This window comes from Gordonia sp. G4 (genome assembly GCF_057770005.1).
The window spans coordinates 4,698,440-4,724,013 of sequence record NZ_CM173442.1 but is presented as its reverse complement, the minus strand read 5'-3'; the positions used below and the strand labels follow the sequence as shown (position 1 = coordinate 4,724,013).

19 protein-coding genes, 1 tRNA gene and 3 rRNA genes are annotated in these 25,574 nt (G+C 66.1%); 22 read left to right on the top strand and 1 reads right to left on the bottom strand.

Annotated features, from left to right (window positions below; translation table 11 throughout):
• Positions 1 to 127: 127 nt before the first annotated feature.
• From AC3B5T_RS21480 to AC3B5T_RS21375, 22 genes are all read left to right on the top strand, one after another.
• Positions 128 to 1,650, top strand: a 16S ribosomal RNA gene (locus AC3B5T_RS21480).
• A 433-nt stretch (positions 1,651 to 2,083) separates the two neighbouring features.
• Positions 2,084 to 5,219 (top strand): 23S ribosomal RNA (locus AC3B5T_RS21475).
• Between the two features lie 118 nt (positions 5,220 to 5,337).
• Positions 5,338 to 5,454, top strand: a 5S ribosomal RNA gene (gene rrf, locus AC3B5T_RS21470).
• The 16S, 23S and 5S rRNA genes sit together here, the layout of an rRNA operon.
• Positions 5,455 to 5,584: 130 nt before the next feature.
• The gene (locus AC3B5T_RS21465) at positions 5,585 to 7,852 is read left to right on the top strand and encodes an HAD-IIA family hydrolase (protein ID WP_488357901.1); all 2,268 of its coding nucleotides are present in this window, start codon (positions 5,585 to 5,587) and stop codon (positions 7,850 to 7,852) included.
• A gap of 11 nt (positions 7,853 to 7,863) precedes the next feature.
• Entirely contained in the window at positions 7,864 to 8,154 is a 291-nt protein-coding gene (locus tag AC3B5T_RS21460; RefSeq protein ID WP_055477230.1) for a hypothetical protein, read from the top strand.
• A gap of 43 nt (positions 8,155 to 8,197) precedes the next feature.
• The gene (locus AC3B5T_RS21455; RefSeq protein WP_010844798.1) at positions 8,198 to 9,082 is read left to right on the top strand and encodes a TlyA family RNA methyltransferase; all 885 of its coding nucleotides are present in this window, start codon (positions 8,198 to 8,200) and stop codon (positions 9,080 to 9,082) included.
• A gap of 76 nt (positions 9,083 to 9,158) precedes the next feature.
• Entirely contained in the window at positions 9,159 to 10,178 is a 1,020-nt protein-coding gene (locus tag AC3B5T_RS21450) for an NAD kinase (protein WP_010844799.1), read from the top strand.
• Positions 10,179 to 10,180: 2 nt separating this feature from the next.
• Positions 10,181 to 11,935 (top strand): DNA repair protein RecN, encoded by a 1,755-nt coding sequence (gene recN, locus AC3B5T_RS21445; RefSeq protein ID WP_055477231.1) that lies wholly within the window; start codon positions 10,181 to 10,183, stop codon positions 11,933 to 11,935.
• Between the two features lie 103 nt (positions 11,936 to 12,038).
• Positions 12,039 to 13,226 carry a putative cytokinetic ring protein SteA gene (gene steA / locus AC3B5T_RS21440; protein WP_044507963.1) on the top strand — a complete coding sequence of 396 codons (1,188 nt, stop codon included), beginning with the start codon at positions 12,039 to 12,041 and terminating at the stop codon, positions 13,224 to 13,226.
• A gap of 3 nt (positions 13,227 to 13,229) precedes the next feature.
• On the top strand, positions 13,230 to 14,165 hold the full coding sequence (locus AC3B5T_RS21435) for a copper transporter (protein WP_014927031.1): 936 nt from the start codon (positions 13,230 to 13,232) through the stop codon (positions 14,163 to 14,165).
• A 143-nt stretch (positions 14,166 to 14,308) separates the two neighbouring features.
• Positions 14,309 to 16,108 carry a CTP synthase gene (gene pyrG / locus AC3B5T_RS21430; protein WP_084817360.1) on the top strand — a complete coding sequence of 600 codons (1,800 nt, stop codon included), beginning with the start codon at positions 14,309 to 14,311 and terminating at the stop codon, positions 16,106 to 16,108.
• A 6-nt stretch (positions 16,109 to 16,114) separates the two neighbouring features.
• Positions 16,115 to 16,750 (top strand): NUDIX domain-containing protein, encoded by a 636-nt coding sequence (locus tag AC3B5T_RS21425; RefSeq protein ID WP_055477232.1) that lies wholly within the window; start codon positions 16,115 to 16,117, stop codon positions 16,748 to 16,750.
• Positions 16,747 to 17,667 carry a site-specific tyrosine recombinase XerD gene (xerD, locus tag AC3B5T_RS21420; RefSeq protein WP_010844805.1) on the top strand — a complete coding sequence of 307 codons (921 nt, stop codon included), beginning with the start codon at positions 16,747 to 16,749 and terminating at the stop codon, positions 17,665 to 17,667. Before AC3B5T_RS21425 ends, xerD begins: the two co-directional genes overlap by 4 nt.
• 180 nt (positions 17,668 to 17,847) lie before the next feature.
• Positions 17,848 to 18,798, top strand: coding sequence for a ParA family protein (locus AC3B5T_RS21415; RefSeq protein WP_055477233.1), 951 nt, complete (start codon positions 17,848 to 17,850; stop codon positions 18,796 to 18,798).
• Complete coding sequence (locus AC3B5T_RS21410) at positions 18,795 to 19,673, top strand: segregation and condensation protein A (RefSeq protein WP_010844807.1); 879 nt, start codon at positions 18,795 to 18,797, stop codon at positions 19,671 to 19,673. The genes AC3B5T_RS21415 and AC3B5T_RS21410 overlap by 4 nt, the downstream gene beginning before the upstream one ends.
• A complete protein-coding gene (scpB, locus tag AC3B5T_RS21405; RefSeq protein ID WP_055477234.1) occupies positions 19,670 to 20,428 on the top strand; it encodes an SMC-Scp complex subunit ScpB in 759 nt (252 codons plus the stop codon). Before AC3B5T_RS21410 ends, scpB begins: the two co-directional genes overlap by 4 nt.
• Positions 20,429 to 20,434: 6 nt before the next feature.
• Entirely contained in the window at positions 20,435 to 21,376 is a 942-nt protein-coding gene (locus tag AC3B5T_RS21400; RefSeq protein WP_035718315.1) for a pseudouridine synthase, read from the top strand.
• Positions 21,373 to 22,086 carry a (d)CMP kinase gene (gene cmk / locus AC3B5T_RS21395; protein ID WP_055477235.1) on the top strand — a complete coding sequence of 238 codons (714 nt, stop codon included), beginning with the start codon at positions 21,373 to 21,375 and terminating at the stop codon, positions 22,084 to 22,086. The genes AC3B5T_RS21400 and cmk overlap by 4 nt, the downstream gene beginning before the upstream one ends.
• Positions 22,083 to 23,522 (top strand): ribosome biogenesis GTPase Der, encoded by a 1,440-nt coding sequence (der, locus tag AC3B5T_RS21390; RefSeq protein WP_010844811.1) that lies wholly within the window; start codon positions 22,083 to 22,085, stop codon positions 23,520 to 23,522. The genes cmk and der overlap by 4 nt, the downstream gene beginning before the upstream one ends.
• Positions 23,523 to 23,639: 117 nt before the next feature.
• On the top strand, positions 23,640 to 23,903 hold the full coding sequence (locus tag AC3B5T_RS21385) for a hypothetical protein (protein WP_010844812.1): 264 nt from the start codon (positions 23,640 to 23,642) through the stop codon (positions 23,901 to 23,903).
• A 148-nt stretch (positions 23,904 to 24,051) separates the two neighbouring features.
• Positions 24,052 to 24,125: transfer RNA gene (locus AC3B5T_RS21380), tRNA-Pro, on the top strand.
• 143 nt (positions 24,126 to 24,268) lie between these two features.
• Positions 24,269 to 24,745 carry a DUF6389 family protein gene (locus tag AC3B5T_RS21375; protein WP_231632667.1) on the top strand — a complete coding sequence of 159 codons (477 nt, stop codon included), beginning with the start codon at positions 24,269 to 24,271 and terminating at the stop codon, positions 24,743 to 24,745.
• A gap of 14 nt (positions 24,746 to 24,759) precedes the next feature.
• Here the strand turns inward: AC3B5T_RS21375 and AC3B5T_RS21370 are convergent, their stop codons facing one another.
• Positions 24,760 to 25,491, bottom strand: a complete 732-nt coding sequence (locus AC3B5T_RS21370; RefSeq protein ID WP_055475369.1) for a dienelactone hydrolase family protein — start codon at positions 25,489 to 25,491, stop codon at positions 24,760 to 24,762.
• Between the last annotated feature and the right edge of the window lie 83 nt (positions 25,492 to 25,574).

The window sequence follows — 25,574 nt, the reverse complement described above, 5'->3', positions numbered from 1 at the left end:
GTGTGACGCTGATGAGTTTATTTTTTGATGCCAGTTTTTTTGAGGTTTATTTTGGTCAGGTTTTGCTTTCCTGATTATTGTTGAAACGCTGGCCCTTTTGTGGGGGTTGGTTTTGTTTCGCTGTTTTTTCATGGAGAGTTTGATCCTGGCTCAGGACGAACGCTGGCGGCGTGCTTAACACATGCAAGTCGAACGGAAAGGCCCAGCTTGCTGGGTACTCGAGTGGCGAACGGGTGAGTAACACGTGGGTGATCTGCCCTGCACTCTGGGATAAGCCTGGGAAACTGGGTCTAATACCGGATATGACCAACTGTCGCATGGTGGTTGGTGGAAAGCTTTTGCGGTGTGGGATGGGCCCGCGGCCTATCAGCTTGTTGGTGGGGTAATGGCCTACCAAGGCGACGACGGGTAGCCGACCTGAGAGGGTGATCGGCCACACTGGGACTGAGACACGGCCCAGACTCCTACGGGAGGCAGCAGTGGGGAATATTGCACAATGGGCGCAAGCCTGATGCAGCGACGCCGCGTGAGGGATGACGGCCTTCGGGTTGTAAACCTCTTTCACCAGGGACGAAGCGTGAGTGACGGTACCTGGAGAAGAAGCACCGGCCAACTACGTGCCAGCAGCCGCGGTAATACGTAGGGTGCGAGCGTTGTCCGGAATTACTGGGCGTAAAGAGCTCGTAGGCGGTTTGTCGCGTCGTCTGTGAAATTCTGCAACTCAATTGTAGGCGTGCAGGCGATACGGGCAGACTTGAGTACTACAGGGGAGACTGGAATTCCTGGTGTAGCGGTGAAATGCGCAGATATCAGGAGGAACACCGGTGGCGAAGGCGGGTCTCTGGGTAGTAACTGACGCTGAGGAGCGAAAGCGTGGGTAGCGAACAGGATTAGATACCCTGGTAGTCCACGCCGTAAACGGTGGGTACTAGGTGTGGGTTCCTTTTCACGGGATCCGTGCCGTAGCTAACGCATTAAGTACCCCGCCTGGGGAGTACGGCCGCAAGGCTAAAACTCAAAGGAATTGACGGGGGCCCGCACAAGCGGCGGAGCATGTGGATTAATTCGATGCAACGCGAAGAACCTTACCTGGGTTTGACATACACCAGACGCGGCTAGAGATAGTCGTTCCCTTGTGGTTGGTGTACAGGTGGTGCATGGCTGTCGTCAGCTCGTGTCGTGAGATGTTGGGTTAAGTCCCGCAACGAGCGCAACCCTTGTCCTGTATTGCCAGCGGGTTATGCCGGGGACTTGCAGGAGACTGCCGGGGTCAACTCGGAGGAAGGTGGGGATGACGTCAAGTCATCATGCCCCTTATGTCCAGGGCTTCACACATGCTACAATGGCTGGTACAGAGGGCTGCGATACCGTGAGGTGGAGCGAATCCCTTAAAGCCAGTCTCAGTTCGGATTGGGGTCTGCAACTCGACCCCATGAAGTCGGAGTCGCTAGTAATCGCAGATCAGCAACGCTGCGGTGAATACGTTCCCGGGCCTTGTACACACCGCCCGTCACGTCATGAAAGTCGGTAACACCCGAAGCCGGTGGCCTAACCCCTTGTGGGAGGGAGCTGTCGAAGGTGGGATCGGCGATTGGGACGAAGTCGTAACAAGGTAGCCGTACCGGAAGGTGCGGCTGGATCACCTCCTTTCTAAGGAGCACACAACAACACTCATTACGTGGCCGATTGTGTCGCGGTGAGTGTGTGTTCAAGGGTGAAACATCAAACACGCCACGCAACGGTGCCGGCCTTCAATGGGCGGGTGCCAGTGGTGAGCTTGCCGGGTGACCGGTTTGTTGCTGCCAACACGCTATCGGGGTTCTGAGAGAACACACGTTTTCTCTGGGCTGATCGTTGAGACGTCGTGCTGAGGCATCCTGTGATGGGGTGTGGAGCGGCTGACTGGTGGTCGGTGTGTGTTGTTTGAGAAGTGCATAGTGGATGCGAGCATCTTTATTTCAAACCAACTTTTGTTGGTCTGTGATTTAGCAGAAAATGATTTGTTTGTTGTGGTGATGTCTACATTCGGTCCTCGCGGCGTGACTCTTTGGGGTTGTGTGGTGGGGGTTGTTTGTAGGTGTTGTTGTAAGTGTGTAAGGGCGTTCGGTGGATGCCTTGGTACCAGGAGCCGATGAAGGACGTGGTAGGCCGCGATAGTCCTCGGGGAGTTGTCAAACGAGCTGTGATCCGAGGGTGTCCGAATGGGGAAACCCAGCACGAGTGATGTCGTGTTACCACCAGCTGAATGTATAGGCTGTGTGGGGGGAACGTGGGGAAGTGAAACATCTCAGTACCCATAGGAAGAGAAAACAATTGTGATTCCGTGAGTAGTGGCGAGCGAAAGCGGATGAGGCTAAACCATGCGCATGTGATACCGGGTAGGGGTTGTGTGTGTGGGGTTGTGGGGTTCGTCTTCTTCCATCTGCCTGTGGAAGCGTGAGTCAGAAAATCGTGTGTTAGGTGAAGTGGCCTGGAATGGTCTGCCGTAGTCGGTGAGAGTCCGGTAGCTGAAAACACATGGTCTTGCGTGACGGTGTCCCCAAGTAGCAGCGGGCTCGTGGAATCTGCTGTGAATCTGCCGGGACCACCCGGTAAGCCTGAATACTTCCTGGTGACCGATAGCGGACTAGTACCGTGAGGGAAAGGTGAAAAGTACCCCGGGAGGGGAGTGAAATAGTACCTGAAACCGGACGCTTACAATCCGTCAAAGCCTGCGCGTAGTTTACTGCGGTGGGTGATGGCGTGCCTTTTGAAGAATGAGCCTGCGAGTTAGTGCTCGGTGGCGAGGTTAACCCGTGTGGGGTAGCCGTAGCGAAAGCGAGTCTGAATAGGGCGTTTGAGTCGCCGGGTCTAGACCCGAAGCGGAGTGATCTACCCATGGCCAGGGTGAAGCGTCGGTAAGACGTCGTGGAGGCCCGAACCCACTTCAGTTGAAAATGGAGGGGATGAGTTGTGGGTAGGGGTGAAAGGCCAATCAAACTCCGTGATAGCTGGTTCTCCCCGAAATGCATTTAGGTGCAGCGTCACATGTTTCTTACTGGAGGTAGAGCTACTGGATGGCCGATGGGCCCCACAGGGTTACTGACGTCAGCCAAACTCCGAATGCCGGTAAGTGAGAGTGTGGCAGTGAGACTGCGGGCGATAAGGTTCGTAGTCGAGAGGGAAACAGCCCAGATCGCCGGCTAAGGCCCCTAAGCGTGTACTAAGTGGAAAAGGATGTGGGGTCGCGAAGACAACCAGGAGGTTGGCTTAGAAGCAGCCACCCTTGAAAGAGTGCGTAATAGCTCACTGGTCAAGTGATCCTGCGCCGACAATGTAGCGGGGCTCAAGTACACCGCCGAAGCCGCGGCACTCACATAAGCCCGCCTTCTGCCTACGGGTGGTTGGCCAGGTGTGTGGGTGGGTAGGGGAGCGTCCTGCATCCGTGGAAGCTACAGAGTGATCTAGTGGTGGAGGGTGTGGGAGTGAGAATGCAGGCATGAGTAGCGAAAGCAGAGTGAGAAACTCTGCCGCCGAATGACCAAGGGTTCCTGGGCCAGGCTAATCCGCCCAGGGTGAGTCGGGACCTAAGGCGAGGCCGACAGGCGTAGTCGATGGACAACGGGTTGATATTCCCGTACCCGTGTATCCGCGCCCATGCTGAATCAGTTGTACTAACCATCCTGATCCTCACGAGAGTGCCTTCGGGTGCCGAGTTGGGGTGATGCATGGGACCTTGGCTGGTAGTAGGCAAGCGATGGGGTGACGCAGGAAGGTAGTGGGGCCAGTCAGTGGTTGTACTGGTGTAAGCCTGTAGGGCGAGCGATAGGCAAATCCGTCGTTCATGAAGCCTGAGAGGTGATGCGTAGCCGTTGCGGTGAATTCCATGATCCTATGCTGCCGAGAAAAGCCTCTAGTGAGTTGGTACACGGCCCGTACCCCAAACCAACACAGGTGGTCAGGTAGAGAATACTAAGGCGATCGAGAGAACTGTGGTTAAGGAACTCGGCAAAATGCCCCCGTAACTTCGGGAGAAGGGGGACCCATCCTGGTGACGGCATTTACTGCCTGAGCTGGTGTGGGTCGCAGAGACCAGAGAGAAGCGACTGTTTACTAAAAACACAGGTCCGTGCGAAGTCGTAAGACGATGTATACGGACTGACGCCTGCCCGGTGCTGGAAGGTTAAGAGGACCGGTTAGTCACCTTGGTGGCGAAGCTGAGAATTTAAGCCCCAGTAAACGGCGGTGGTAACTATAACCATCCTAAGGTAGCGAAATTCCTTGTCGGGTAAGTTCCGACCTGCACGAATGGCGTAACGACTTCTCTGCTGTCTCAACCACAGACTCGGCGAAATTGCAGTACGAGTAAAGATGCTCGTTACGCGCGGCAGGACGAAAAGACCCCGGGACCTTCACTATAGCTTGGTATTGGTGTTCGGTTCGGTTTGTGTAGGATAGGTGGGAGACTGTGAAGTGGGCACGCCAGTGTTCATGGAGTCGTTGTTGAAATACCACTCTGATCGTATTGGACTTCTAACCTCGGACCCTGATCGGGTTCAGGGACAGTGCCTGGTGGGTAGTTTAACTGGGGCGGTTGCCTCCTAAAAGGTAACGGAGGCGCCCAAAGGTTCCCTCAGCCTGGTTGGCAATCAGGTGTTGAGTGTAAGTGCACAAGGGAGCTTGACTGTGAGACGTACATGTCGAGCAGGGACGAAAGTCGGGACTAGTGATCCGGCACCGGCAAGTGGAAGCGGTGTCGCTCAACGGATAAAAGGTACCCCGGGGATAACAGGCTGATCTTCCCCAAGAGTCCATATCGACGGGATGGTTTGGCACCTCGATGTCGGCTCGTCGCATCCTGGGGCTGGAGTAGGTCCCAAGGGTTGGGCTGTTCGCCCATTAAAGCGGCACGCGAGCTGGGTTTAGAACGTCGTGAGACAGTTCGGTCTCTATCCGCCGCGCGCGTAAGAAACTTGAGGAAACCTGTCCCTAGTACGAGAGGACCGGGACGGACGAACCTCTGGTGTGCCAGTTGTCCCGCCAGGGGCACTGCTGGTTAGCTACGTTCGGAAGGGATAACCGCTGAAAGCATCTAAGCGGGAAGCCTGTTCCAAGATGAGGTTTCTCACCCCCTTTTGCGGGGTTAAGGCCCCCTACAGACCATGGGGTTGATAGGCCAGAACTGTACGCACAGCAATGTGTTCAGGTGACTGGTACTAATCGGCCGAGGACTTACCAACAACACCCACAACATCACCACAAACCTATTCTTGGTTTCTGGTTGTGTTCGCATCCACTATGTACTTCTGAAACAACACACGAATAAATAAGCAATCGTGTGTGGTTGTTTCACAAAGTTACGGCGGCTATAGCGGAGGGGAAACGCCCGGCCCCATTCCGAACCCGGAAGCTAAGCCCTCCAGCGCCGATGGTACTGCACCTTAATCAGTGTGGGAGAGTAGGACACCGCCGAACACAACTTCAGAAAGGCCCCGTATTCGATGAATTTCTTTCGTCGGATACGGGGCCTTTCTCATGCGTCCGCCCATGCCGGCGTCGTCGCCGAGTGGCATCCAGCAAGGTTCGAGAGCATAGATTGGCAGCTATGAGTGATCGTGATCGTCCGCGCCGCGAGGGCCGCGGACAGCGGGACACGCGTGGACAGCGAGACGGTGGCCGAGGCGGCCGTCCTGATCGTCCGGGGCGTGACCGGGCGTCTGACCGTGGCAGCCGTCAGCCCGGGCCGCCGCTACCCGACGACGTGGCAGCCTCGGATCTCGATCCCGAGGTGCGTCGTGACCTGCTGACACTCGACAAGGCCAACGCCGAGATCGTCGCGCGGCATCTCGTGATGGTGTCGCGGATCCTGCTCGAGGATCCCGCCCAGGCGCTGGAGCACGCACGCGCAGCCCGTGCTCGCGCGTCCCGGGTCGGCGTGGTCCGGGAGACCGTCGGCATCGCCGCCTACAACGCCGGCGAATGGCAGGAAGCCGCGACGGAACTCCGGGCCGCCAAACGCATCACCGGCAATTCCGCCCTGCTGCCGCTCATCGCGGACAGCGAACGTGGTCTCGGGCGCCCCGAACGTGCCGTCGAGATCGCCCGAGGCGACGAGGGCCGGTCACTGACGGGAGAAGACGCCACGGAGATGCGGATCGTCGAAGCGGGCGCCCGGATGGACCTCGGCGAGCCCGAGAAGGCCGTCGTCACCCTGCAGGCGGAGAATCTCAAGCCAGGGCAGCTCGGCACGGGTCCGGCTCGCCTCTTCTACGCGTATGCCTCCGCGCTCGAGTCGGCCGGTCGCCGGGACGATGCGATCACCTGGTTCATGAACGCCGCGGCAGCCGACGTCGACGATGTCACCGACGCCGAGGACCGCCTTACCGAACTGGCCAACGACGATCAGCCTGCACAGGGCGTTTCGGTGAACGGAGCGTCAGCGGGTGGCCACGCACAGGCGGCGCCGGTGCCGGGCGTCGAACACGACGTCGAGCAACAACCGCTGTCGGAGTCGCCGGCACCGGTCGAGGACTCGTCCGGCGACGCCGCCGCGAGCGGTTCGTCCGCCGAGCCGGTTGCACCTGCCGTCGAAATCGGGCATGTCGAGACCCAGAACGACGAGGCCGAGAACATCGAGACCGTTCCGGGTACCGCAGACCTGTCGCAGACCTCGACTCCGGTCGACACAGCCGTGCACGCGGACGAAGCCGGCCCCGCCGTCGAATCGGAAGTGGACCGCGAGACCACCGACGTGGTCGTCTCCGAGTCGACGATCGTCGAAGGCGTGCCGAACCCTCTGACTGCTTTGGAGGACTCGTCGGAGTCGCGGGCTCCGGCCGCGCCCACCGCCGACGGTCCGGCCGATTCCGTCACCCTCGTCGATCGTCACGACGCACTTCTCCTCGATCTGGACGGCACCGTGTTCGCCGGGCACCACGCGCTGCCCAACGCTCTCGACGCGCTGGCTCGGCTGGCCATACCGCGGTTTTTCGTGACCAACAACGCGAGCCGTCGTCCGTCCGAGGTGGCCGCCCATCTCCGCGAACTCGGATTCGAGGCGACCGACGACCTCGTCGTGACGAGTGCGCAGTCGGGTGCCCGGCTGCTGTCCGAGCATCTGGAGCCGGGATCGCGTGCCCTGGTGATCGGTACCGACGGCCTCGCGCAAGAGGTGCGCGAGGTCGGCGTCGGGGTGACACGAAGTGCCGATGACCGGCCCGCCGCGGTGATCCAGGGGCACTCACCGGACACCGGGTGGGCGCAGCTGTCCGAGGCCGCGCTCGCGATCCGAGCCGGTGCGCTGTGGATCGCGACGAACGTCGACGCCACCCTGCCCTCCGAGCGGGGACTGCTGGTGGGGAACGGCTCCATGGTCGCCGCGCTGCGTAACGCGACGGGTAAAGAGCCCCTGGTGGCGGGCAAGCCGGCCGCGCCGTTGATGGCCGACGCGATCGCGCGCGCACGGGCGAGTGCACCGCTCGTCGTCGGGGACCGGCTCGACACCGACATCGAGGGCGGACACGCCGTCGGTATCGAGAGTGCTCTGGTGCTGACCGGCGTGAGCACCGTCGACGATCTGCTGGCGGCTCCGCCGGAGCAGCGGCCCACCTACGTTCTGGACGATCTCGCGGGCCTGTTCGTCGACATCGACGCCGTGCGCGTGTCCGACCAACCCGGGTGGGACGTCGAGGTGGACGGTTCGACGGTGCGGGTCGCCGGTTCGGGCGCGGAGGCGGGTCTGGTGCCCGCGCTCGCGGCGGCCGTCTGGGAAGCGGTCGATGCCGGGTCGGCGGATCCGGACGAGTTGCGGGTTGTCGCGGAGGGAACCGCACTGGCCAAGCTCGAATCCCTCGGTGTCACACTCGTCGGCTAGCGTGGTGCACGATGAATCACCCGACCGCCTCCCCGGCTGACCCAGGACCGTCCCGGCCCACGCCGGGTGCGATGCCGCGTCGGCAGTTCGATCCGGTAGCCGACGGGTTCGGGGCGGCTGGTGACGTGGCCGAGCTGCCCGACGTGGAGGCCGAGGTCACCGGGATACTCGCGCAGGTCGACGAGGTTCGAGAATCGGTGGGCGACACGTTCTCCCTTGCGGCACTCGAACGTCAGGCTGGGCTCCTCGAGCAGGCCCACGACTCGCTCACCGCGGCCCTCGACGCCGTCGACCGGCGATGACCCCGAGCGGGGCGCAGTCGTCGGTGGAAGAACGGTCCTGAGCATGGCGACCAGAGCACGGCTCGATGCCGAACTCGTCCGTCGCGGTCTCGCGCGCTCACGCGAGCAGGCGCGTGAACTCGTCGATGCCGGTTCGGTCCGGGTAAACGGGACCGTCGCGTCGAAGGCGGCCACCGGCGTCACCCGCGACACTCCGATCGTCGTCGACGAGGGTCCACGAGACGACTGGGCGTCACGGGGTGCGCACAAACTGCTCGGTGCACTCGACGCCTTCGAGCCGCAGGGACTCGTGGTCGAGGGACGTCGATGCCTCGACGCCGGCGCGTCCACCGGGGGATTCACCGATGTACTGCTCCGGCGCGGCGCCCGTGAGGTGGTTGCCGCGGATGTCGGTTACGGACAGCTCATCTGGCGGTTGCAGAACGACGATCGCGTCGTGGTCCACGACCGGACCAACGTCCGACATCTCGAGCCCGAGTCCATCGGAGGTCCGGTCGACGTCGTGGTCGCCGACCTGTCGTTCATCTCGCTCGGGCTGGTGCTCCCTGCGCTGGCCCGGTGTTGCGCGCCGGACGCCGACCTGCTGCCGATGGTCAAACCGCAGTTCGAGGTCGGCAAGGACCGGGTCGGTTCGGGCGGCGTGGTCCGCGACCCGGCGCTGCGCGCCGAAGCGGTACTGGCGGTCGCGACCGAAGCCGCCGCACACGGTCTCCGCACCCGGGGTGTGGTCGCCAGCCCGCTGCCCGGGCCGTCGGGCAACGTCGAGTTCTTCCTCTGGCTGCACAACGAGCACCACCGGACAGGCGGGGAGTCGGGACAGAGCGATAGGGTCGACCGGTCGGACTCGGCCGACGCGGATCGCCTCACCGGATCCCCGGACGAACTCCGAGCCATGATCGAACAAGCGGTCGCCGCGGGTCCGCGCTGATCGCTCGGTTCGGTGACGTGGCCGAACTCCGACACCGCACTTTTCCCAGACCGCACTTCGATGGAGGGAATCACCAGTGACCGACGATTCGGCGCCGGACCACACCGGTGCCCGCGAGTTCTTGGTGGTCGCCCACACCGGACGCGAGAACGTTCTCGACACCATCGAAGCGATCGCGCGACGCTGTGCGGCCGCCGGCGTCGCACTCCGCGTCGTCGACCATGACACTCTCGACCGCGACGCCCCCGATCACGACGTGCTGTACCGCAACAACGAGGGCGGGTCGCCGCGTCCCCCGAACGTCCCCGTCGATCCCGAATACCTGCGGTCCCTCGGAGCTGTCGTCGAGGTGACAACCGCCGAGTCCGCCTCGGCCGAGGGCTGTGAGCTGGTCATCGTGCTGGGCGGCGACGGCACCTTCCTGCGGGCAGCGGAGCTGGCCTATCCCGCAGAGGTCCCCGTCCTCGGTATCAACCTCGGGCACATCGGCTTCCTGGCGGAGGCGGAGGCCCATCGGGTCGACGAGGTCATGAACCAGCTGATCGCCCGGGACTACCGCATCGAACCGCGGATGACCCTCGACATCGCCATCGTCGATCCGGCCGACCCGGATCCGCCGACCGCCTGCAGCTGGGCCCTCAACGAGGTCGCGGTCCTGAACACGAGCAACAACGGTGTGCTCGAACTCGTGACCGAGGTCGACGGCCGGCCGGTCTCGGCCTTCGGCGCCGACGGCGTGCTGGTGTCGACACCGACCGGGTCGACGGCCTATGCCTTCTCGGCGGGTGGCCCGGTGATGTGGCCCGATCTGGAGGCCATCCTGGTGGTCCCCAACAACGCACACGCGCTGTTCGCACGGCCGATGGTCACGAGTCCACGATCGCGGATAGCGGTGGAGGTCGACAAGAACGGACGGTCGGCGGTGGCGCTGTGTGACGGCCGGCGCGCGCTCGACGTCCCCGCCGGTGCGCGGGTCGAGGTCGTGCGCAGCGAGCGGTCGGTGCGATGGATCCGGATCGACTCCGATCCCTTCGCGGACCGACTGGTCACCAAGTTCGCCCTCCCGGTCACGGGTTGGCGGGGGAGGCAGGCGTAGGCGTGCTCGAAGAGATCTCGATCACCGGACTCGGCGTCATCGAGGAGGCGCAGGCGCGCTTCCATCCCGGGTTCACGGTGCTCACCGGCGAGACCGGCGCGGGTAAGACGATGATCGTCACCAGCCTGCACCTGCTGTCTGGCGCACGCGCCGACGCGTCCCGCGTCCGGACCGGTAGTGCCAAGGCGATCGTCGAGGGCCGATTCCGTCTCGCGAACAACGGTGGCGCGCAGCGAGACCCGGTCGTCGCCGAGATCTTGGACTCCACCGGGGCCGAGCTCGACGACGACGACACCGTCATCGCGGTCCGGTCGGTCAGCGCCGACGGGCGGTCCCGTGCCCATCTGGGCGGGCGATCGGTGCCGGTGGGCGTGATGGGTCAGCTCACCACCGCGGTCCTGGCCATCCACGGCCAGAACGATCAGTTGCGCCTCCTGCGTCCTGAGCACCAGCGTGCCGCGCTCGACACCTTCGCCGGACCGAAGGCCGCCTCGGCACTGGAGTCGTACCGGAAGGCGCGGTCGGCCTGGGTGGAGTTGCTCGACGAGCTCGACACCCGGCGCGCCAACCAGCGGGAGCTCGCGCAGGAGGCCGACCGGCTGCGGTTCGGCATCGACGAGATCGCCGCCGTCGACCCGGCGCCCGGGGAGGACGAGGAGCTGACCGCGACGATCCGTCGGCTCTCCGACCTGGAGTCCATCCGGGGTGCTGCAGATCAGGCCCACCATCTCGTCGCGGGCGAATCGGGGTCGTCGGTCATCGAGGGCCTCGGAACGGTCCGGACGCTCCTCGAGACCGCGGCGGACGACACCTTGCGCGATCTGGTGCCGCGCGTCGCCGAGGCGCTCACCATCATCACCGACGTCGGTGCCGAACTGACCGCCTTCACGTCGAGCCTGCCCGCCGACGCCGAGGAACTCGACAAACTGCTCGCCCGTCAGGCCGAGCTGAAGACGCTGGTCCGTAAGTACGCACCCGACGTCGACGGCGTGATCGACTGGCGCCGAACCGCAGAGGCCAGACTGGCCGAACTCGAGGACCCGCGTGCCTCGGTCGAGGAGCTCGAGGTCGCCGCGATGTCCGCGCGGGATGCCGTGCAGACCGCGGCGGAGAAGTTGCACACGCTGCGCGCGAAGGCCGCCAAGTCGATGGCGGACAAGGTGTCCCGTGAGCTCAAGGGGCTGGCGATGGGGGACTCGGCGCTGGCCGTCGCGGTCAACCCGGACCCGGCGTCGCCCGACGACCGGCTGGCGGTCACCGTCGCGGGCACCGCTGTGCACGCCGGCGCCGATGGCGCCGACAAGGTCGAGTTCGCGCTCGTCGCCCATCCCGGCGCCACCCCGTTGCCCATCGCGAAGTCGGCATCGGGTGGCGAGCTCTCGCGGGTGATGCTCGCGCTCGAAGTCGTCCTCGCCGCACCCACGTCGGGGTCGGTCATGGTCTTCGACGAGGTCGATGCCGGCGTCGGTGGCCGCGCGGCCGTCGAGATCGGGAAGCGCCTGTCGAGGCTCGCCCGGGCGCACCAGGTCATCGTGGTGACGCACCTCCCGCAGGTGGCGGCGTTCGCCGACAATCACCTCGTCATCGGCAAGAGCAAGAAGGGTGCGCTGGTCACCAGCAGCGTCCGCACGCTCGATCGGGACGAGCGTGTCGCCGAGCTGGCCCGCATGCTCGCGGGCCTGGGGGAGTCCGACACCGGACGCGCCCACGCCGAAGAACTGCTGGCGATCGCGGAGACGGAGCGCGCTGCCAACTGACCGGTCACGAACGGTGAAACACATGGTGCGTGTGTGACAAAAGTTGCTCCTGTTACGGCGCGCCTCCACGGCTGAGACCTGCCTTCGGCCGATCATGGCCGTCATGAAGATGCCTGCACTGCTCGCGCGTACCACCGAAGAACTGCCTGGCGTGACCGGTATCGCCAGAATCGACAAGAACACGAAACGGCTGCTCAACCGCGTCGGGCCGGGCGACATCGCCATCCTCGACGAGGTCGACCTCGACCGGGTGACCGCCGATGCCCTCGTCGAGGCCAACGTCGTGGCCGTGGTCAACGCCTCGCGGTCGATCACCGGCCGCTATCCCAACCTCGGGCCCGAGGTCCTGGTGGCATCCGGCATCGTGCTGCTCGACGACGTGGGACCGGACATCTTCAAGCGGGTCAAGGACGGCGCCAAGGTGCGGGTCCACAACGACCGGCTGTTCGTCGGGGAACGACGACTGGCACTCGGCACCGAACTCGACGAGCGTGAGATCGCCGACATCATGATCGGCGCCAAAGCCGGTCTCGTCGACCATCTCGAGGCGTTCTCGGGCAACACCATCGAGTTCATCCGCAGCGAATCCCCGTTGCTCATCGACGGCGTCGGTGTCCCCGAGATCGACGTCGACGTCGCGGGCCGCCATGTCGTCATCGTCGGAGAAGGCGCCGACCGCGCCGCCGACCTGCGCTCCCTGAAGCCGTTCATCAAGGAGTATCAGCCCGTCATGGTGGGTGTCGGGGCCGGCGCGGACACCCTGATGAAGGCCGGGTACAAGCCCGCGATCGTCGTCGGCGACCCCGACACCATGAAGACTGCGACGCTGAAATCCGGTGCACAGCTGGTGCTTCCGGCTGACACCGACGGCCATGCGACCGGGCTCGAACGCATCCAGGATCTGGGCATCGGCGCCACCACGTTCCCGGCCGCCGGTTCGGCCGGCGACCTGGCGCTGCTGCTCACCGACTACCACGGCGCCGATCTGATCGTCACCGTCGGCTATCCCGGGTCACTCGACGACTTCTTCGACCGCTCGCGCCGGGAGAGCAATCCCTCGATGTTCCTGACGCGGCTGAAGGTCGGTCAGAAGCTGGTCGACGCCAAGGCGGTCGCCACGCTGTACCGCAGCCGGGTGTCGGGAGCGGCCATCGCGTGTGTCGTCCTCGCGGCCCTGGTGGCCGTGATCGCGGCCGTGATGTTGTCGAATGCGGGCACCGACATCACCGACTGGATCGTCCTGCAGTGGAACGCGCTGCTGGACTGGGCACGAGAGGTTTGGAACAGGTAGCCGATGATCTCGCTACGACAGCACGCGATCTCACTGGTCGCGGTCTTTCTCGCGCTCGCCCTGGGACTGTTCCTGGGATCGGGTTTCGTCGGCGACCGTGTCAACTCGATGACCGGCACGAGCCGCGACCGCATCGGCGACCTGGAGAACGAGCGCGACGATCTCAACGCAAAGCTCAATGCCTCCAACAGCTTCGACCTCGCCATCGCGCCGCGGCTGATCGCCGACAAGTTGAAGGGGCAGTCCGTTCTGGTGGTGACCGCACCAAACGCGGCGGAAGCCGACGTCGACGCGGTCAAGGAGTCGATCTCGGGTGCCGGGGCACGCTTCGGCGGACAGCTGGCCCTGACCGACGCACTGCTCACCGACGGCAAGTCCGAGGAGCTGCGGACGATCGTCGACCAGACCATCCCGCCGGGCACGATGCTCCGCGCCGAACTGACCGACTCCGGCGGGCGGGTCGGTGACCTCCTGGGGGCCCTCGTGCTGTCGAACGAGACGGCACGTCCGGCGTCGTCCGGTGATCGTCGGACCGGTCTCGGCACGCTGCGCGACGGTGGATTCATCGACTACGCCGACAACGCCATCACCCCGACCGATCTGGTCGTCGTGGTCACCGGCGACGAGTTCGGACCGGACTCGGGCGCGCAGGGCGCGCTCGTCGGCCGCTTCGCTGCCGCGATGTCGGCACGCGGGGTCGGCGGTGTACTCGTCGGGCGCACCGGGTCGGCCTCGGGTGGGTCGCCGATCGCCATCGTCCGCTCGGATCCGTCGCTGGCCAACGCGGTCTCGACGGTCGACAACATCGATCAGCCGACCGGCCTCATCACGACGATTCTCGCCCTGGCCGCCGAGGTCGACGGTACGACCGGTTCCTACGGCACCGGAGCGGGGGCGACCGCGATCACGGTCGGCGTCGACGGCCGGCCGGCCGCGTGAGAACGGGTTCGCTGCGCTCGCGGAAGTGCCGCCACGCCCGCCTGCGGTGTGGCGGTGCGGCGTCGGGCGCCGGTGGTGTTACCCTGGAGTCCCGTAGGTAATCAGGGCATCGGCCCCGATTCGGCCGACGGGAGACACTTCTTTTGCGACCACTTCGCCATGTTCATGACACCAAGCACATCTTTGTGACCGGTGGTGTCGCCTCTTCGCTGGGCAAGGGCCTGACGGCCTCCAGCCTGGGGCAGCTTCTCACCTCGCGGGGCCTCCGGGTCACGATGCAGAAGCTCGACCCCTATCTGAATGTCGATCCCGGCACGATGAACCCCTTCCAGCACGGAGAGGTGTTCGTCACCGAGGACGGCGCCGAGACCGACCTCGACGTCGGGCACTACGAACGCTTCCTGGACCGCAATCTCTCGCAGTCGGCGAATGTGACCACCGGACAGGTCTATTCGACGGTCATCGCCAAGGAACGCCGCGGCGAGTACCTCGGCGAGACCGTCCAGGTCATCCCGCACATCACCGACGAACTCAAGTCGCGGGTGCTGGCGATGGGCGAGCCGGACGCCGACGGCGAGGTCCCCGACGTGGTGATCACCGAGATCGGCGGCACCGTGGGTGACATCGAGTCGCTGCCGTTCATCGAGGCCGCGCGTCAGGTGCGCCACGACGTGGGCCGCGACAACGTCTTCTTCCTGCACGTGTCGCTGGTGCCGTACCTGGCTCCGTCGGGTGAGCTGAAGACCAAACCGACCCAGCACTCGGTCGCCGCGCTGCGCAACGTCGGCATCCAGCCCGATGCGCTCATCCTGCGCTGCGACCGGGACGTGCCCGAGGGGCTCAAGAAGAAGATCGCGCTCATGTGCGACGTCGAACTCGACGGCGTGATCTCCACTCCCGACGCCCCGTCGATCTACGACATCCCGAAGGTGTTGCACAGCGAGCACCTCGACGCCTACGTGGTCCGCAAGCTCGGTCTGCCGTTCCGCGACGTCGACTGGACGGTGTGGGGCGAACTGTTGCGCCGCGTGCACGAGCCGCGGGAGACCGTCCGCGTCGCGCTGGTCGGCAAGTACGTCGACCTGCCCGACGCCTACCTGTCGGTGACCGAGGCCATTCGTGCGGGCGGCTTCGCCTGGAAGGCGCGCACCGAGATCAAGTGGGTGCCCTCGGACGAATGCGCCACTGCGGCAGGTGCGCAGGCCGCGCTCGGCGACGTCGACGCGATCCTGATCCCCGGCGGCTTCGGCATCCGCGGCATCGAGGGCAAGGTCGGTGCCATCTCGTATGCGCGCCGCCGCGGGATCCCGCTGCTGGGTCTGTGTCTCGGCCTGCAGTGTGTCGTCATCGAGGCAGCCCGGTCGGTCGGGCTCGACGAGGCGAGCTCGACCGAGTTCGATCCGGAGACGCCGCACCCGGTGATCTCGACGATGGCCGATCAGGCCGACGCCGTGGCCGGCGATGCCGACCTCGGTGGCACCATGCGGCTCGGAGCCTACGACGCCGTGCTGAAGGCCGGGTCCGTCGTCGCCGAGGCGTACGGGACGCGTGAGGTGTCCGAGCGTCACCGCCACCGCTTCGAGGTCAACAACGCCTACCGCGACAAGATCGCCGACTCCGGACTCGTCTTCTCGGGCACCTCGCCCGACGGGCATCTCGTCGAATTCGTCGAGTACCCCAAGTCCGTTCATCCGTATCTCGTTGCCACCCAGGCGCATCCGGAGCTCAAGAGTCGGCCGACCCGTCCGCATCCGCTGTTCCGGTCGTTCATCGAGGCCGCGTTGAAGTACAAGGCCGCCGAGCGCCTCCCGGTCGACCTCGGTGACGACTACGAGTCGAACGACGCTCCCGCGGACGCGGTCGCCGCGGTCAACGCGGTCACGGTCGAACCGGTGGCCGGGCTCGGCGAGGCAGCGCTCGACGACTCCGTCGGCAGGGGCTGACCCGCCTTGGGCCACGACTTCGAGGTCAAGGACAGCCGCACGGTGTACGACGGCGCGATCATCACCCTGCGGGTCGACGATGTCGAGATGCCGGGCGGACGCGTCGCCGAGCGTGAGGTCGTCGAGCATTTCGGGGCCGTCGCGATCCTGGCACGCGACGAAGCCGGTCGCGTGGCGATGGTGCGGCAGTACCGTCATCCGCTCGGACGCCGACTGCTCGAGTTGCCCGCGGGGCTGCTCGACCAGGCCGACGAGGAGCCCTTGGCCGCCGCGCAGCGCGAGTTGGCCGAAGAGGCCGATCTCGCCGCCGACTCGTGGCACGTCCTCGTCGACCTCGCCCTCTCACCCGGGTTCACCGACGAGGCGCTGCGGCTGTATCTCGCCGAGGGGTTGCACCATCTCGACGCAGCCGAACGCGTGGACGAGGAGGCCGACATGTCGGTGGAGTGGGTACTGCTCGACGACGCTGTCGCCCAGGTCTTTGCGGGCGAGATCGTCAACGCGACCAGCGTCGCCGGCATCCTGGCCGCGGCGGCTGCGCGCGAATCGACGACCGGTCTGCGAGGTGTCGGCGCCCCGTGGCCGGACGAACCGACCGCATTACGCAACCGTCGTGCCGACGATCGGGGCCGCCGGTCGTGACCCTGGCCGCCGACATCTCGCGCTACCTCGATCACCTGACGGTGGAGCGAGGTGCGGCGGCCAACACGGTGTCGTCGTACCGGCGCGACCTCGAGCGGTACCGGCGATACCTCGACCGACGAGGGATCTCGGCCCTCGACACGGTGGCCGAGGAGGACATCCGCGAGTTCCTCGTGGAGCTGCGGCGCGGCGACGCCGACGCGGGATTCGCGCCCCTCGCGGACAGTTCGATCGCGCGAACCCTGGTCGCGACCAGACGGTTTCACAAGTTCGCGGTGGACGAGGGGATCGTGACGACCGACGTCGCGCATGATGTCCGGCCGCCCCGCGCCGCCCGCCGCCTGCCGAAGTCGTTGCCGGTGGACGAGGTGCTCGCGATCCTCGACGCCGCGGGCGCCGACGACCATCCGCGCGGCCTGCGGGACCGTGCCCTGCTGGAGTTCCTCTACAGCTGCGGGGCGCGGATCTCCGAGGCCACCTCGCTGGACATCGACGACCTGGATCTCGACGACATGCGGGCGGTTCGCCTGCGGGGCAAGGGCGGGAAGGAGCGTCTCGTGCCGATCGGCGGACCGGCCGTCGACGCTCTCGAGGCGTATCTCGTCCGCGGACGGCCCGCGCTGGTGTCGCGGGCGACGCCCGCGCTGTTCCTCAACGCTCGCGGTGGCCGGCTGTCGCGGCAGAGCGCCTGGCAGGTGCTCGTCACCGCGGCCGAACGTGCCGGACTCGACAAGGCGGTCTCGCCGCACACCCTGCGGCACAGCTTCGCGACGCATCTCCTCGACGGCGGCGCCGACGTCCGCGTCGTCCAGGAACTCCTGGGCCATGCCTCGGTCACCACTACGCAGGTGTACACACTCGTGACGGTGAACACGATGCGCGAGGTCTATGCCGTCGCCCATCCGCGGGCGCGCTGACCGCTGCGGTCGCGTCGGGCGCGCCGACGCCGGAATGATCGGGCAGATGTCCTAGGCTGATACGAGGCTCGGACGCCGACGGGCGGACCGGCTGCCCGACCGAACAGCGGCGACAGCGGCACCGACCAGCAGCGTGATCGAACAGCAGCGGCATCGAACAGCGAAGGGAGCGGCGGACACGTGACCACTCCGAGCGCACCGCGGTCTGGCGCCCGTCCGGGAGATCATCAGTACAGCATCCAGGTGTCGCCCGGCAACGACACCGAAGAAGCAGGGCACGACGTCGACGAGATCGGGCCCACCGGGCGGCCGTATCGCGACGTTCCCGAACCGGCATTGCTCGACCGCCACGGACCCGCCACGGTGATCGCGGTCTGCAACCAGAAGGGCGGCGTGGGCAAGACGACGTCGACCATCAATCTCGGTGCGGCGCTTGCCGAATACGGTCGCCGGGTCCTGCTCGTCGACCTCGACCCTCAGGGTGCGCTGTCCGCGGGTCTCGGTGTGCCGCACCACGAACTGGATCAGACCGTCTACAACCTGCTCGTGCCGCCGCAGGTGGCGACCGACGAGGTCCTGATGCGGACCCGCGTCGACGGTCTCGACCTGCTGCCCAGCAACATCGACCTCTCCGCCGCGGAGATCCAACTGGTCACCGAGGTCGGCCGCGAGCAATCGCTGGGCCGGGCACTGCATCCCGTGCTCGACCGCTACGACGTCGTCCTCATCGACTGCCAGCCGTCGCTGGGTCTGCTCACCGTCAACGCGCTGGCCTGCGCCGACACCGTGCTCATCCCGATGGAGTGTGAGTACTTCAGCCTCCGCGGACTGGCGCTGCTCACCGACACGATCAACAAGGTGCGTGACCGGCTCAACCCGCGTCTCGATCTCGGCGGCATCCTGGTGACCATGTTCGACGCCCGCACGCTGCACTCGCGCGAGGTGATGGCGCGTGTGGTCGAGGTGTTCGGTGACGCCGTCTACGACACCGTCATCGCCCGTACAGTCCGGTTCCCGGAGACCAGCGTCGCCGGAGAACCGATCACCTCCTGGGCGCCGCGGTCGGCCGGCGCGAAGGCATACCGGGCGCTCGCGCGCGAGGTCATCGCCCGCAACGTCAAAGGCACATGACGCTCGGCACGGACCAGGTGGCGCCCGACGCCGCGGCCTCCGAACCCGCCACAATCGCAGAAGCGGTGGCGCCGGAAGGCGCCCAGGAGTCCGGCTTCCGGGTGAAGCTGCGCAACTTCGAGGGCCCGTTCGACCTGTTGCTGAACCTGATCTCACAACACCGCCTCGATGTGACCGAGGTGGCGTTGCATGTGGTCACCGACGACTTCATCGCCTACACGCGCGAACTCGGGCCGGAGATGGGCCTCGACGCGACGACCGAGTTCCTCGTAGTCGCCGCGACGCTGCTGGATCTCAAAGCGGCTCGCCTCCTGCCGTCCGGTGAGGTGGACGATCCCGAGGATCTCGCACTGCTCGAGGCCCGGGACCTGTTGTTCGCCCGGTTGCTGCAGTACCGCGCGTACAAGCAGGTGGCCGCTCTGTTCGGCGAGCTCGAGGCGGCCGCGCTCCAGCGCTACCCGCGGGCGGTGTCGCTGGAGAAGCGGTTCGAGGATCTGCTGCCGGAGGTGACCCTCGGCGTCGACGCCGACGGCTTCGCCCAGGTCGCCGCGACGGGGCTGACGCCGCGCCCGGTGCCCACCGTCGGCCTCGACCACCTGCACGACGTACAGAAGGTGTCCGTTCCGGGCCAGGCGCGTCGGATGGCGTCCCTGCTCAGTGCCGCGCCGGGCACATGGTTGAGCTTCCGTGATCTGACCGCGGACTGTGCGAGCGGGCTGGAGATCGTCGGCAGCTTCCTCGGACTGCTCGAGCTGTTCCGGGAGCGGGCCGTCGCCTTCGAACAACCCGTGGCGCTCGAGGACCTGGCGGTGATGTGGACCAGCGAACGCGGCGCCGACGACCTGCGCATCGACAAGGCAGAGGACTACGGATGACAGACCACGTTCCCGACGTCGAGACATACGACGCGACCAGGCCGGCCGCGGGGGAGGATCCGGGACCGGCCGAACCCGAGCAGACCGCGCTCCAGGGTGACGGGGAGTATCTCGACGACGATCGTCTGCGCTCAGCCCTGGAGGCGGTGCTCCTCGTCGTCGACACCCCGGTGACCACCGACGAACTCGCGAACGCAGTGGACCAGGACCGCACGCGGGTACGAGAGACGCTCAACGCGATGTCGTCCGAGCTCACCGCGTCGGGCAGCGGCTTCGATCTGCGATTCGCCGGCGACGGCTGGCGCTACTACACACGAGCGGAATACGCCCCGTACGTCGAGCGGCTGCTGCTCGACGGGGCGCGGTCGAAGCTCACCCGAGCGGCCCTCGAGACACTGGCGGTCATCGCGTACCGGCAGCCGGTCACCCGGGCCCGGGTCAGCGCCATCCGCGGCGTCAACGTCGACGGCGTGATCCGCACGCTCGTCGCACGCGGGCTGATCAACGAGGTCGGCAACGAACCGACCACGAACGCCACGACGTATGCCACCACCGAGCTGTTCCTCGAGCGCCTCGGCCTCGCGTCCCTGTCGGAGCTACCCGATCTGGCGCCGCTCCTACCCGACGTGGACCTGATCGACGACCTCGACGAGGAACTGCTGGCGGATCCCCGATTCGCCAAACTGTCCTCTCAACCGTCAGACTCGAAGGAACTGATCATCGACGGTGGCACCACCACCGACTCACAGGACTGAGAGAACATGGCATCCGCTGGCCGAGATGGCTCACCGGGAAACCGCCGCAAGGGCGCGCCCGCACAACAGCCGCGAACCAAGAAGACCCACCGCAAGGGGTCCTCGAAGCCGAACGCCGAAGTGGGCAAGATCCGGCTGAACAACGCAAAGCCGGCGCGCCACCAGACGCCCGCCGATGACACTCACGGCTCCGGCGACGGCGCCGCCTACGTCGAGGACGGCGTTCGGTTGCAGAAGGTGCTCGCCCAGGCCGGCGTGGCGTCACGACGCGGCGCCGAGGAGATGATCGCGGCCGGTCGTGTCGAGGTCGACGGCGAGATCGTCACCGAGCAGGGTCTGCGGATCAACCCCGACACCGCGATCATCCGCGTGGACGGCGCCCGCGTGATCATGGATGAGACGCGGCAGTACCTGGCGTTCAACAAGCCCAAGGGCTGGCAGTCGACGATGTCGGACGACCAGGGCCGTCCCTGTGTGGGTGACGTGGTCGCCGAGCGGGTCATGGCGGGCCAGCGGCTGTTCCACGTCGGTCGCCTCGACGCCGACACCGAGGGTCTGCTGCTGCTGACCAACGACGGCGAACTCGCGCACCGGTTGATGCACCCGTCTTTCGAGGTGCCCAAGACCTACCTCGCAACACTCAAGGGCGAGGTCCCGCGCGGGATTGCGCGACGCATGCGCGAGGGCGTCGACCTCGACGACGGCCCGGTGACGGTCGACAAGTTCACCGTGATCGAGGTCCACGAGGGGCAGTCGCTGGTGCGGATCACTCTGCACGAGGGCCGCAATCGCGTGGTGCGTCGCATGATGGACGAGGTCGGTTACCCGGTCGTCAAACTGGTTCGCACACATGTCGGTTCGGTGGCACTGGGCGAGCAGCGCCCGGGCAGCCTGCGCGTCCTGGGCAGCGACGAGGTCGGTGGCCTGTACAAGGCGGTCGGCCTGTGACCGACGGGGTGTCCTCGTCTGCCGGCGGAACCACGCATGTCGTCGCCATCGACGGTCCGGCGGGTACCGGTAAGTCGTCGGTCTCGAAACTGCTCGCGGCCAAGGTCGGGGCCAGCTACCTCGACACCGGTGCGATGTACCGGGCGGTGACGCTCGCTGTTCTCGATGCCGGTGTTGCGCTGGACGATCCAGCCGGGATCGCCCGCGTGGCGGCCGGCGTCGACATCGCGCTGGTGCCGGACGGAGACGGGGCCAAGGTGTTTCTCGACGGTCGCGACGTCTCCGGTCCCATCCGGACCGAGCACGTCACGAGCGCCGTGTCCGCGGTGTCGGCGGTACCCGAGGTGCGCACGAAACTGGTTGCGCTGCAACAGCAGAATGCGCAAGGACGGTTCGTCGTCGTCGAGGGCCGCGACATCGGCACCGTGGTGTTCCCCGAGGCGGACGTCAAGATCTTCCTGACCGCGACGCCCGAGGCGCGCGCCGAGCGGAGGCACAAGCAGAACCTGGCCGGCGGACGCGACAGCGACTACGAGGCGGTGCTGGCGAGTGTCAACCGGCGCGACCATCTCGACTCGACGCGCAAGGTGTCGCCGCTGCGTGCGGCCGACGACGCGACTCTCGTCGACACCAGTGACAAAACCCTCGACGAGGTGCTCGACGAACTGAGCGGCCTCGTGGAGACCCGGATCGGAGCTGTGGAACGGTGAGCGACAACTACTCGGACGATCTCACGGCGCTGCCCGGCGACGGCACGTGGTCGGACGAAACCGACTGGCAGCTGACCGATGTCGGGGGCGCCGACGACGCGTCCGGCGTCGAGCACATGCCGGTGGTGGCGATCGTCGGACGGCCCAACGTGGGCAAGTCGACGCTCGTCAACCGCATCCTGGGCCGTCGGGAAGCCGTGGTCGAGGACATCCCCGGCGTGACCCGTGACCGCGTGTCGTATGCGGCGTCGTGGTCGGGCCGGCGGTTCACCGTCGTCGACACCGGAGGTTGGGAGCCGGACGCCAAGGGCCTGCAACAGGCCGTCGCCGCCCAGGCCGAACTGGCCATGCGCACTGCCGACGCCATCGTCGTCGTGGTCGACGCCACGGTCGGCGCGACCGCGACCGACGAAGCGGTCGCACGGGTGCTGCGGCGCTCGAAGACCCCGGTCATCCTGTGTGCCAACAAGGTCGACAGCGAACGTCTCGAGTCCGATACCGCCTCGCTGTGGTCGCTGGGGCTCGGCGAGCCGTACCCGGTGTCGGCCGCGCACGGCCGCGGCGCCGGCGATCTGCTCGACATCATCCTGGACAAGCTGCCCGAGACTCCCCGGGAGGCACCGACTCTCGGCGGTCCTCGTCGGGTCGCGCTCGTCGGCAAACCGAACGTCGGCAAGAGTTCGCTGCTGAACAAGCTGACCGGTAGCGAGCGTTCGGTGGTCGACAACGTGGCCGGCACGACCGTCGACCCGGTCGACGAACTCGTCGAACTCGGCGGCAAGACCTGGAATTTCGTCGACACCGCCGGTCTGCGACGCAAGGTGCGGACCGCGAGCGGTCACGAGTACTACGCGTCGCTGCGGACGCGGTCGGCGCTCGACGCGGCCGAGGTGGCGGTCCTGCTGATCGACGCGTCGGAACCGATCACCGAACAGGACCTGCGCGTGCTGTCGCTCATCATCGAGAGCGGCCGCGCGCTCGTGATCGCGTTCAACAAGTGGGATCTGGTCGACGAGGATCGTCGGTATCAGCTGGACAAGGAGATCGACCGCGAGCTCGCTCGTGTGCCCTGGGCGCGGCGGGTGAACATCTCGGCGTCGACCGGCCGGGCCGTCCAGAAGCTGGTGCCCGCGCTGGAATCGGCGCTCGAGTCGTGGGACAAGCGCATCTCGACCGGCCCGCTGAACAACTGGCTCAAAGATGTCATCGCCGCCAACCCGCCGCCGCTGCGCGGGGGCCGGCAGCCGCGCGTGATGTTCGCGACCCAGGCCTCGGTCCGGCCGCCGACCTTCGTGCTGTTCACCACCGGCTTCCTCGAGGCGGGCTACCGCCGATTCCTCGAGCGGCGGCTGCGTGAGGAGTTCAACTTCGACGGCTCGCCGGTTCGGATCAACGTCCGCGTCCGCGACAAGCGGGAGCAACGCCGCAAGCGCTGACCCGCGGCGCCGTCAGGTCCACCACGGCTGGACAGTTCCTCCACCGCTCAGGTGGTGGACGTGTCCAGCTCTGGTGGATCTGTGGTGTATGACACGCGTTGTGGGCTAGGGTGTCTCGTGCTCATCTTGGCAATCATCGTTTTCGGCATGGTCATCGGCGCCCTCGCGCAGATCCTCCTCGGCGGCAAGAACCTGCGAACCGTCGACTGGGGTCTCGCCCTGGTGGCCGGACTCGTGGGTTCGTTCCTCGGCGGGCTGCTCATCAGCCTGCTCTCCGGCGACGGACTCGAACTCCGTCCCAGCGGCATCATCGGCTCCCTTGTCGGCGCGGTCCTGGTGACCGCGGGCTGGATCTGGTTCAAGAGGCGTTCGGCGGTCTAGGCCGCAAAGAGATGTCGCGGATCGTTGCGCCGATCGCACCGTTTCGCGACACCTGACGGCAAGCGTCGAATCGGCCCCTGACCAGCCGATTGGTTCGGGACCGTGCTCGTCGGCTACGCTTTACATCGCTCCGCTTCGGCGGGAGCAACGGGCTGTGGCGCAGTTTGGTAGCGCACTTGACTGGGGGTCAAGTGGTCGCAGGTTCAAATCCTGTCAGCCCGACAGAAAACCCTGATGAGCGTCGCTCATCAGGGTTTTTTCTTTCGCGGCGTCCGACGGTTCTCCCGTTTCCGGGTCGGCGTACGCGCCGGCAGGTCGCACTGTGCGATGCGGTGCGCCGGTGGCGACCCACATACGCTCGTGGTGTGGACGCAGCCGAGTACCGACGCAGCCTGGCACACATCCTTGCGACGCGATCCGTAGATGTCGCAGCAATGTTGGAACGCCTCGGCGCGGCGGCGTCCGACGTCGCCGGCGGCGTGACGGTCGACGGTGTGATGATCGATGTGTTCGTCGACCAAGACGGCGAAGGTCCGTTCGATGTCTGGGCACGATTCGAGGGTGCGGACGCGTTCGGACTGGACCGGCGATTCGGCGACGAGCGATGGCTGTTCGGCGTCGAATGGGGGGAACTCGGCGGGGAACCGGAGGTGCCGTCGCGACCGCGGGGATGGTCGCAAGATGACCTGGAGCAAACGATCGTCGATGTCGTCGCGACGTGGCTCGACGCGCTTGTCCCGAGTGGGCCGGTGCACTGGGAGATCGGTTCGGCCGCAGGAACGCTCGACCGACGGCCGCTGGGGCCGAGCGCCGACCGGGACGGAACAGGCCCACGGGGCTGACGCTCGGCGCCCGATCAGCTCAGATGGCGGACGAAGAATCCGGCGGCGGCGTCACCCGCGTACGTCGGGACGCCGGTGTGTCCACCCATGTTCGCGTGGAGGCTTTTCTCCGTCGAACCGAAGGCGTCGAAGAGGTCCAGCGCGGCCTGCCGGTCATTGTGTTCGTCGTCCCATTGCAGCAGCACGTGCAGGGGGATCGTGACGCGTCGGGCCTCGTCGAGAATCGCTCGCGGGATGAAGCTCCCCGCGAACAGCACGGCGGCCGCGATCCGGGGTTCGGTCACGGCGAGCCGGACGCCGACGGAGATGACGCCCCCGGAATAGCCCACCGGCCCATCGATGTCGGGCAGTGCGAGGAGTTGGTCCATCGCCGTCTGCCATTCCGGGACCGACTGCTCGACCAGGGGCAGGACGAGCCGGTCGACGATGTCGGCGCTGACCTCAAGGCCGGCCTGCAGCGTTCGACGCAGCTCGGCACGGGCGTGTTCGGCAGCGATCGACGTCGGTCGGTCACCGCCGCCGGGAGTCTCGATCGTCGCCGCGGCGAAGCCGTCGGTCACTGCCCGCCGCGCCCGGGCGGACAGCCGTGGATACATCTGCTGAAGGCCGCCGGGGTGGCCGAGCAGGATCAGCGGAACGGGTGACGAGGTCGTGGCGGGCGACCACAGGATGCCCGGGATGTCGCCGAGGACGAAGTTCCGTTCGACGACGCCGCCGACGAGGTGGGTCTCAGAGGTGAAGTGCATGGTCGTGCCTTTCGGGGAGTGCGCTCATACGGCGCTCCCCGGACGACCTATCGCCCGACCGTGACTCCGCAGGGGAGCGCCCA

What these genes read in the sequence shown, in the direction of transcription:
- AC3B5T_RS21435 (WP_014927031.1), top strand. Translation starts at nt 13,230, where the DNA reads ATGATCTCGCTACGACAGCACGCGATCTCACTGGTCGCGGTCTTTCTC.
- AC3B5T_RS21460 (WP_055477230.1), top strand. Translation starts at nt 7,864, where the DNA reads ATGAATCACCCGACCGCCTCCCCGGCTGACCCAGGACCGTCCCGGCCC.
- AC3B5T_RS21410 (WP_010844807.1), top strand. Translation starts at nt 18,795, where the DNA reads ATGACGCTCGGCACGGACCAGGTGGCGCCCGACGCCGCGGCCTCCGAA.
- steA (WP_044507963.1), top strand. Translation starts at nt 12,039, where the DNA reads ATGAAGATGCCTGCACTGCTCGCGCGTACCACCGAAGAACTGCCTGGC.
- AC3B5T_RS21465 (WP_488357901.1), top strand. Translation starts at nt 5,585, where the DNA reads ATGAGTGATCGTGATCGTCCGCGCCGCGAGGGCCGCGGACAGCGGGAC.
- AC3B5T_RS21400 (WP_035718315.1), top strand. Translation starts at nt 20,435, where the DNA reads ATGGCATCCGCTGGCCGAGATGGCTCACCGGGAAACCGCCGCAAGGGC.
- AC3B5T_RS21455 (WP_010844798.1), top strand. Translation starts at nt 8,198, where the DNA reads ATGGCGACCAGAGCACGGCTCGATGCCGAACTCGTCCGTCGCGGTCTC.
- scpB (WP_055477234.1), top strand. Translation starts at nt 19,670, where the DNA reads ATGACAGACCACGTTCCCGACGTCGAGACATACGACGCGACCAGGCCG.
- AC3B5T_RS21370 (WP_055475369.1), bottom strand. Translation starts at nt 25,491, where the DNA reads ATGCACTTCACCTCTGAGACCCACCTCGTCGGCGGCGTCGTCGAACGG.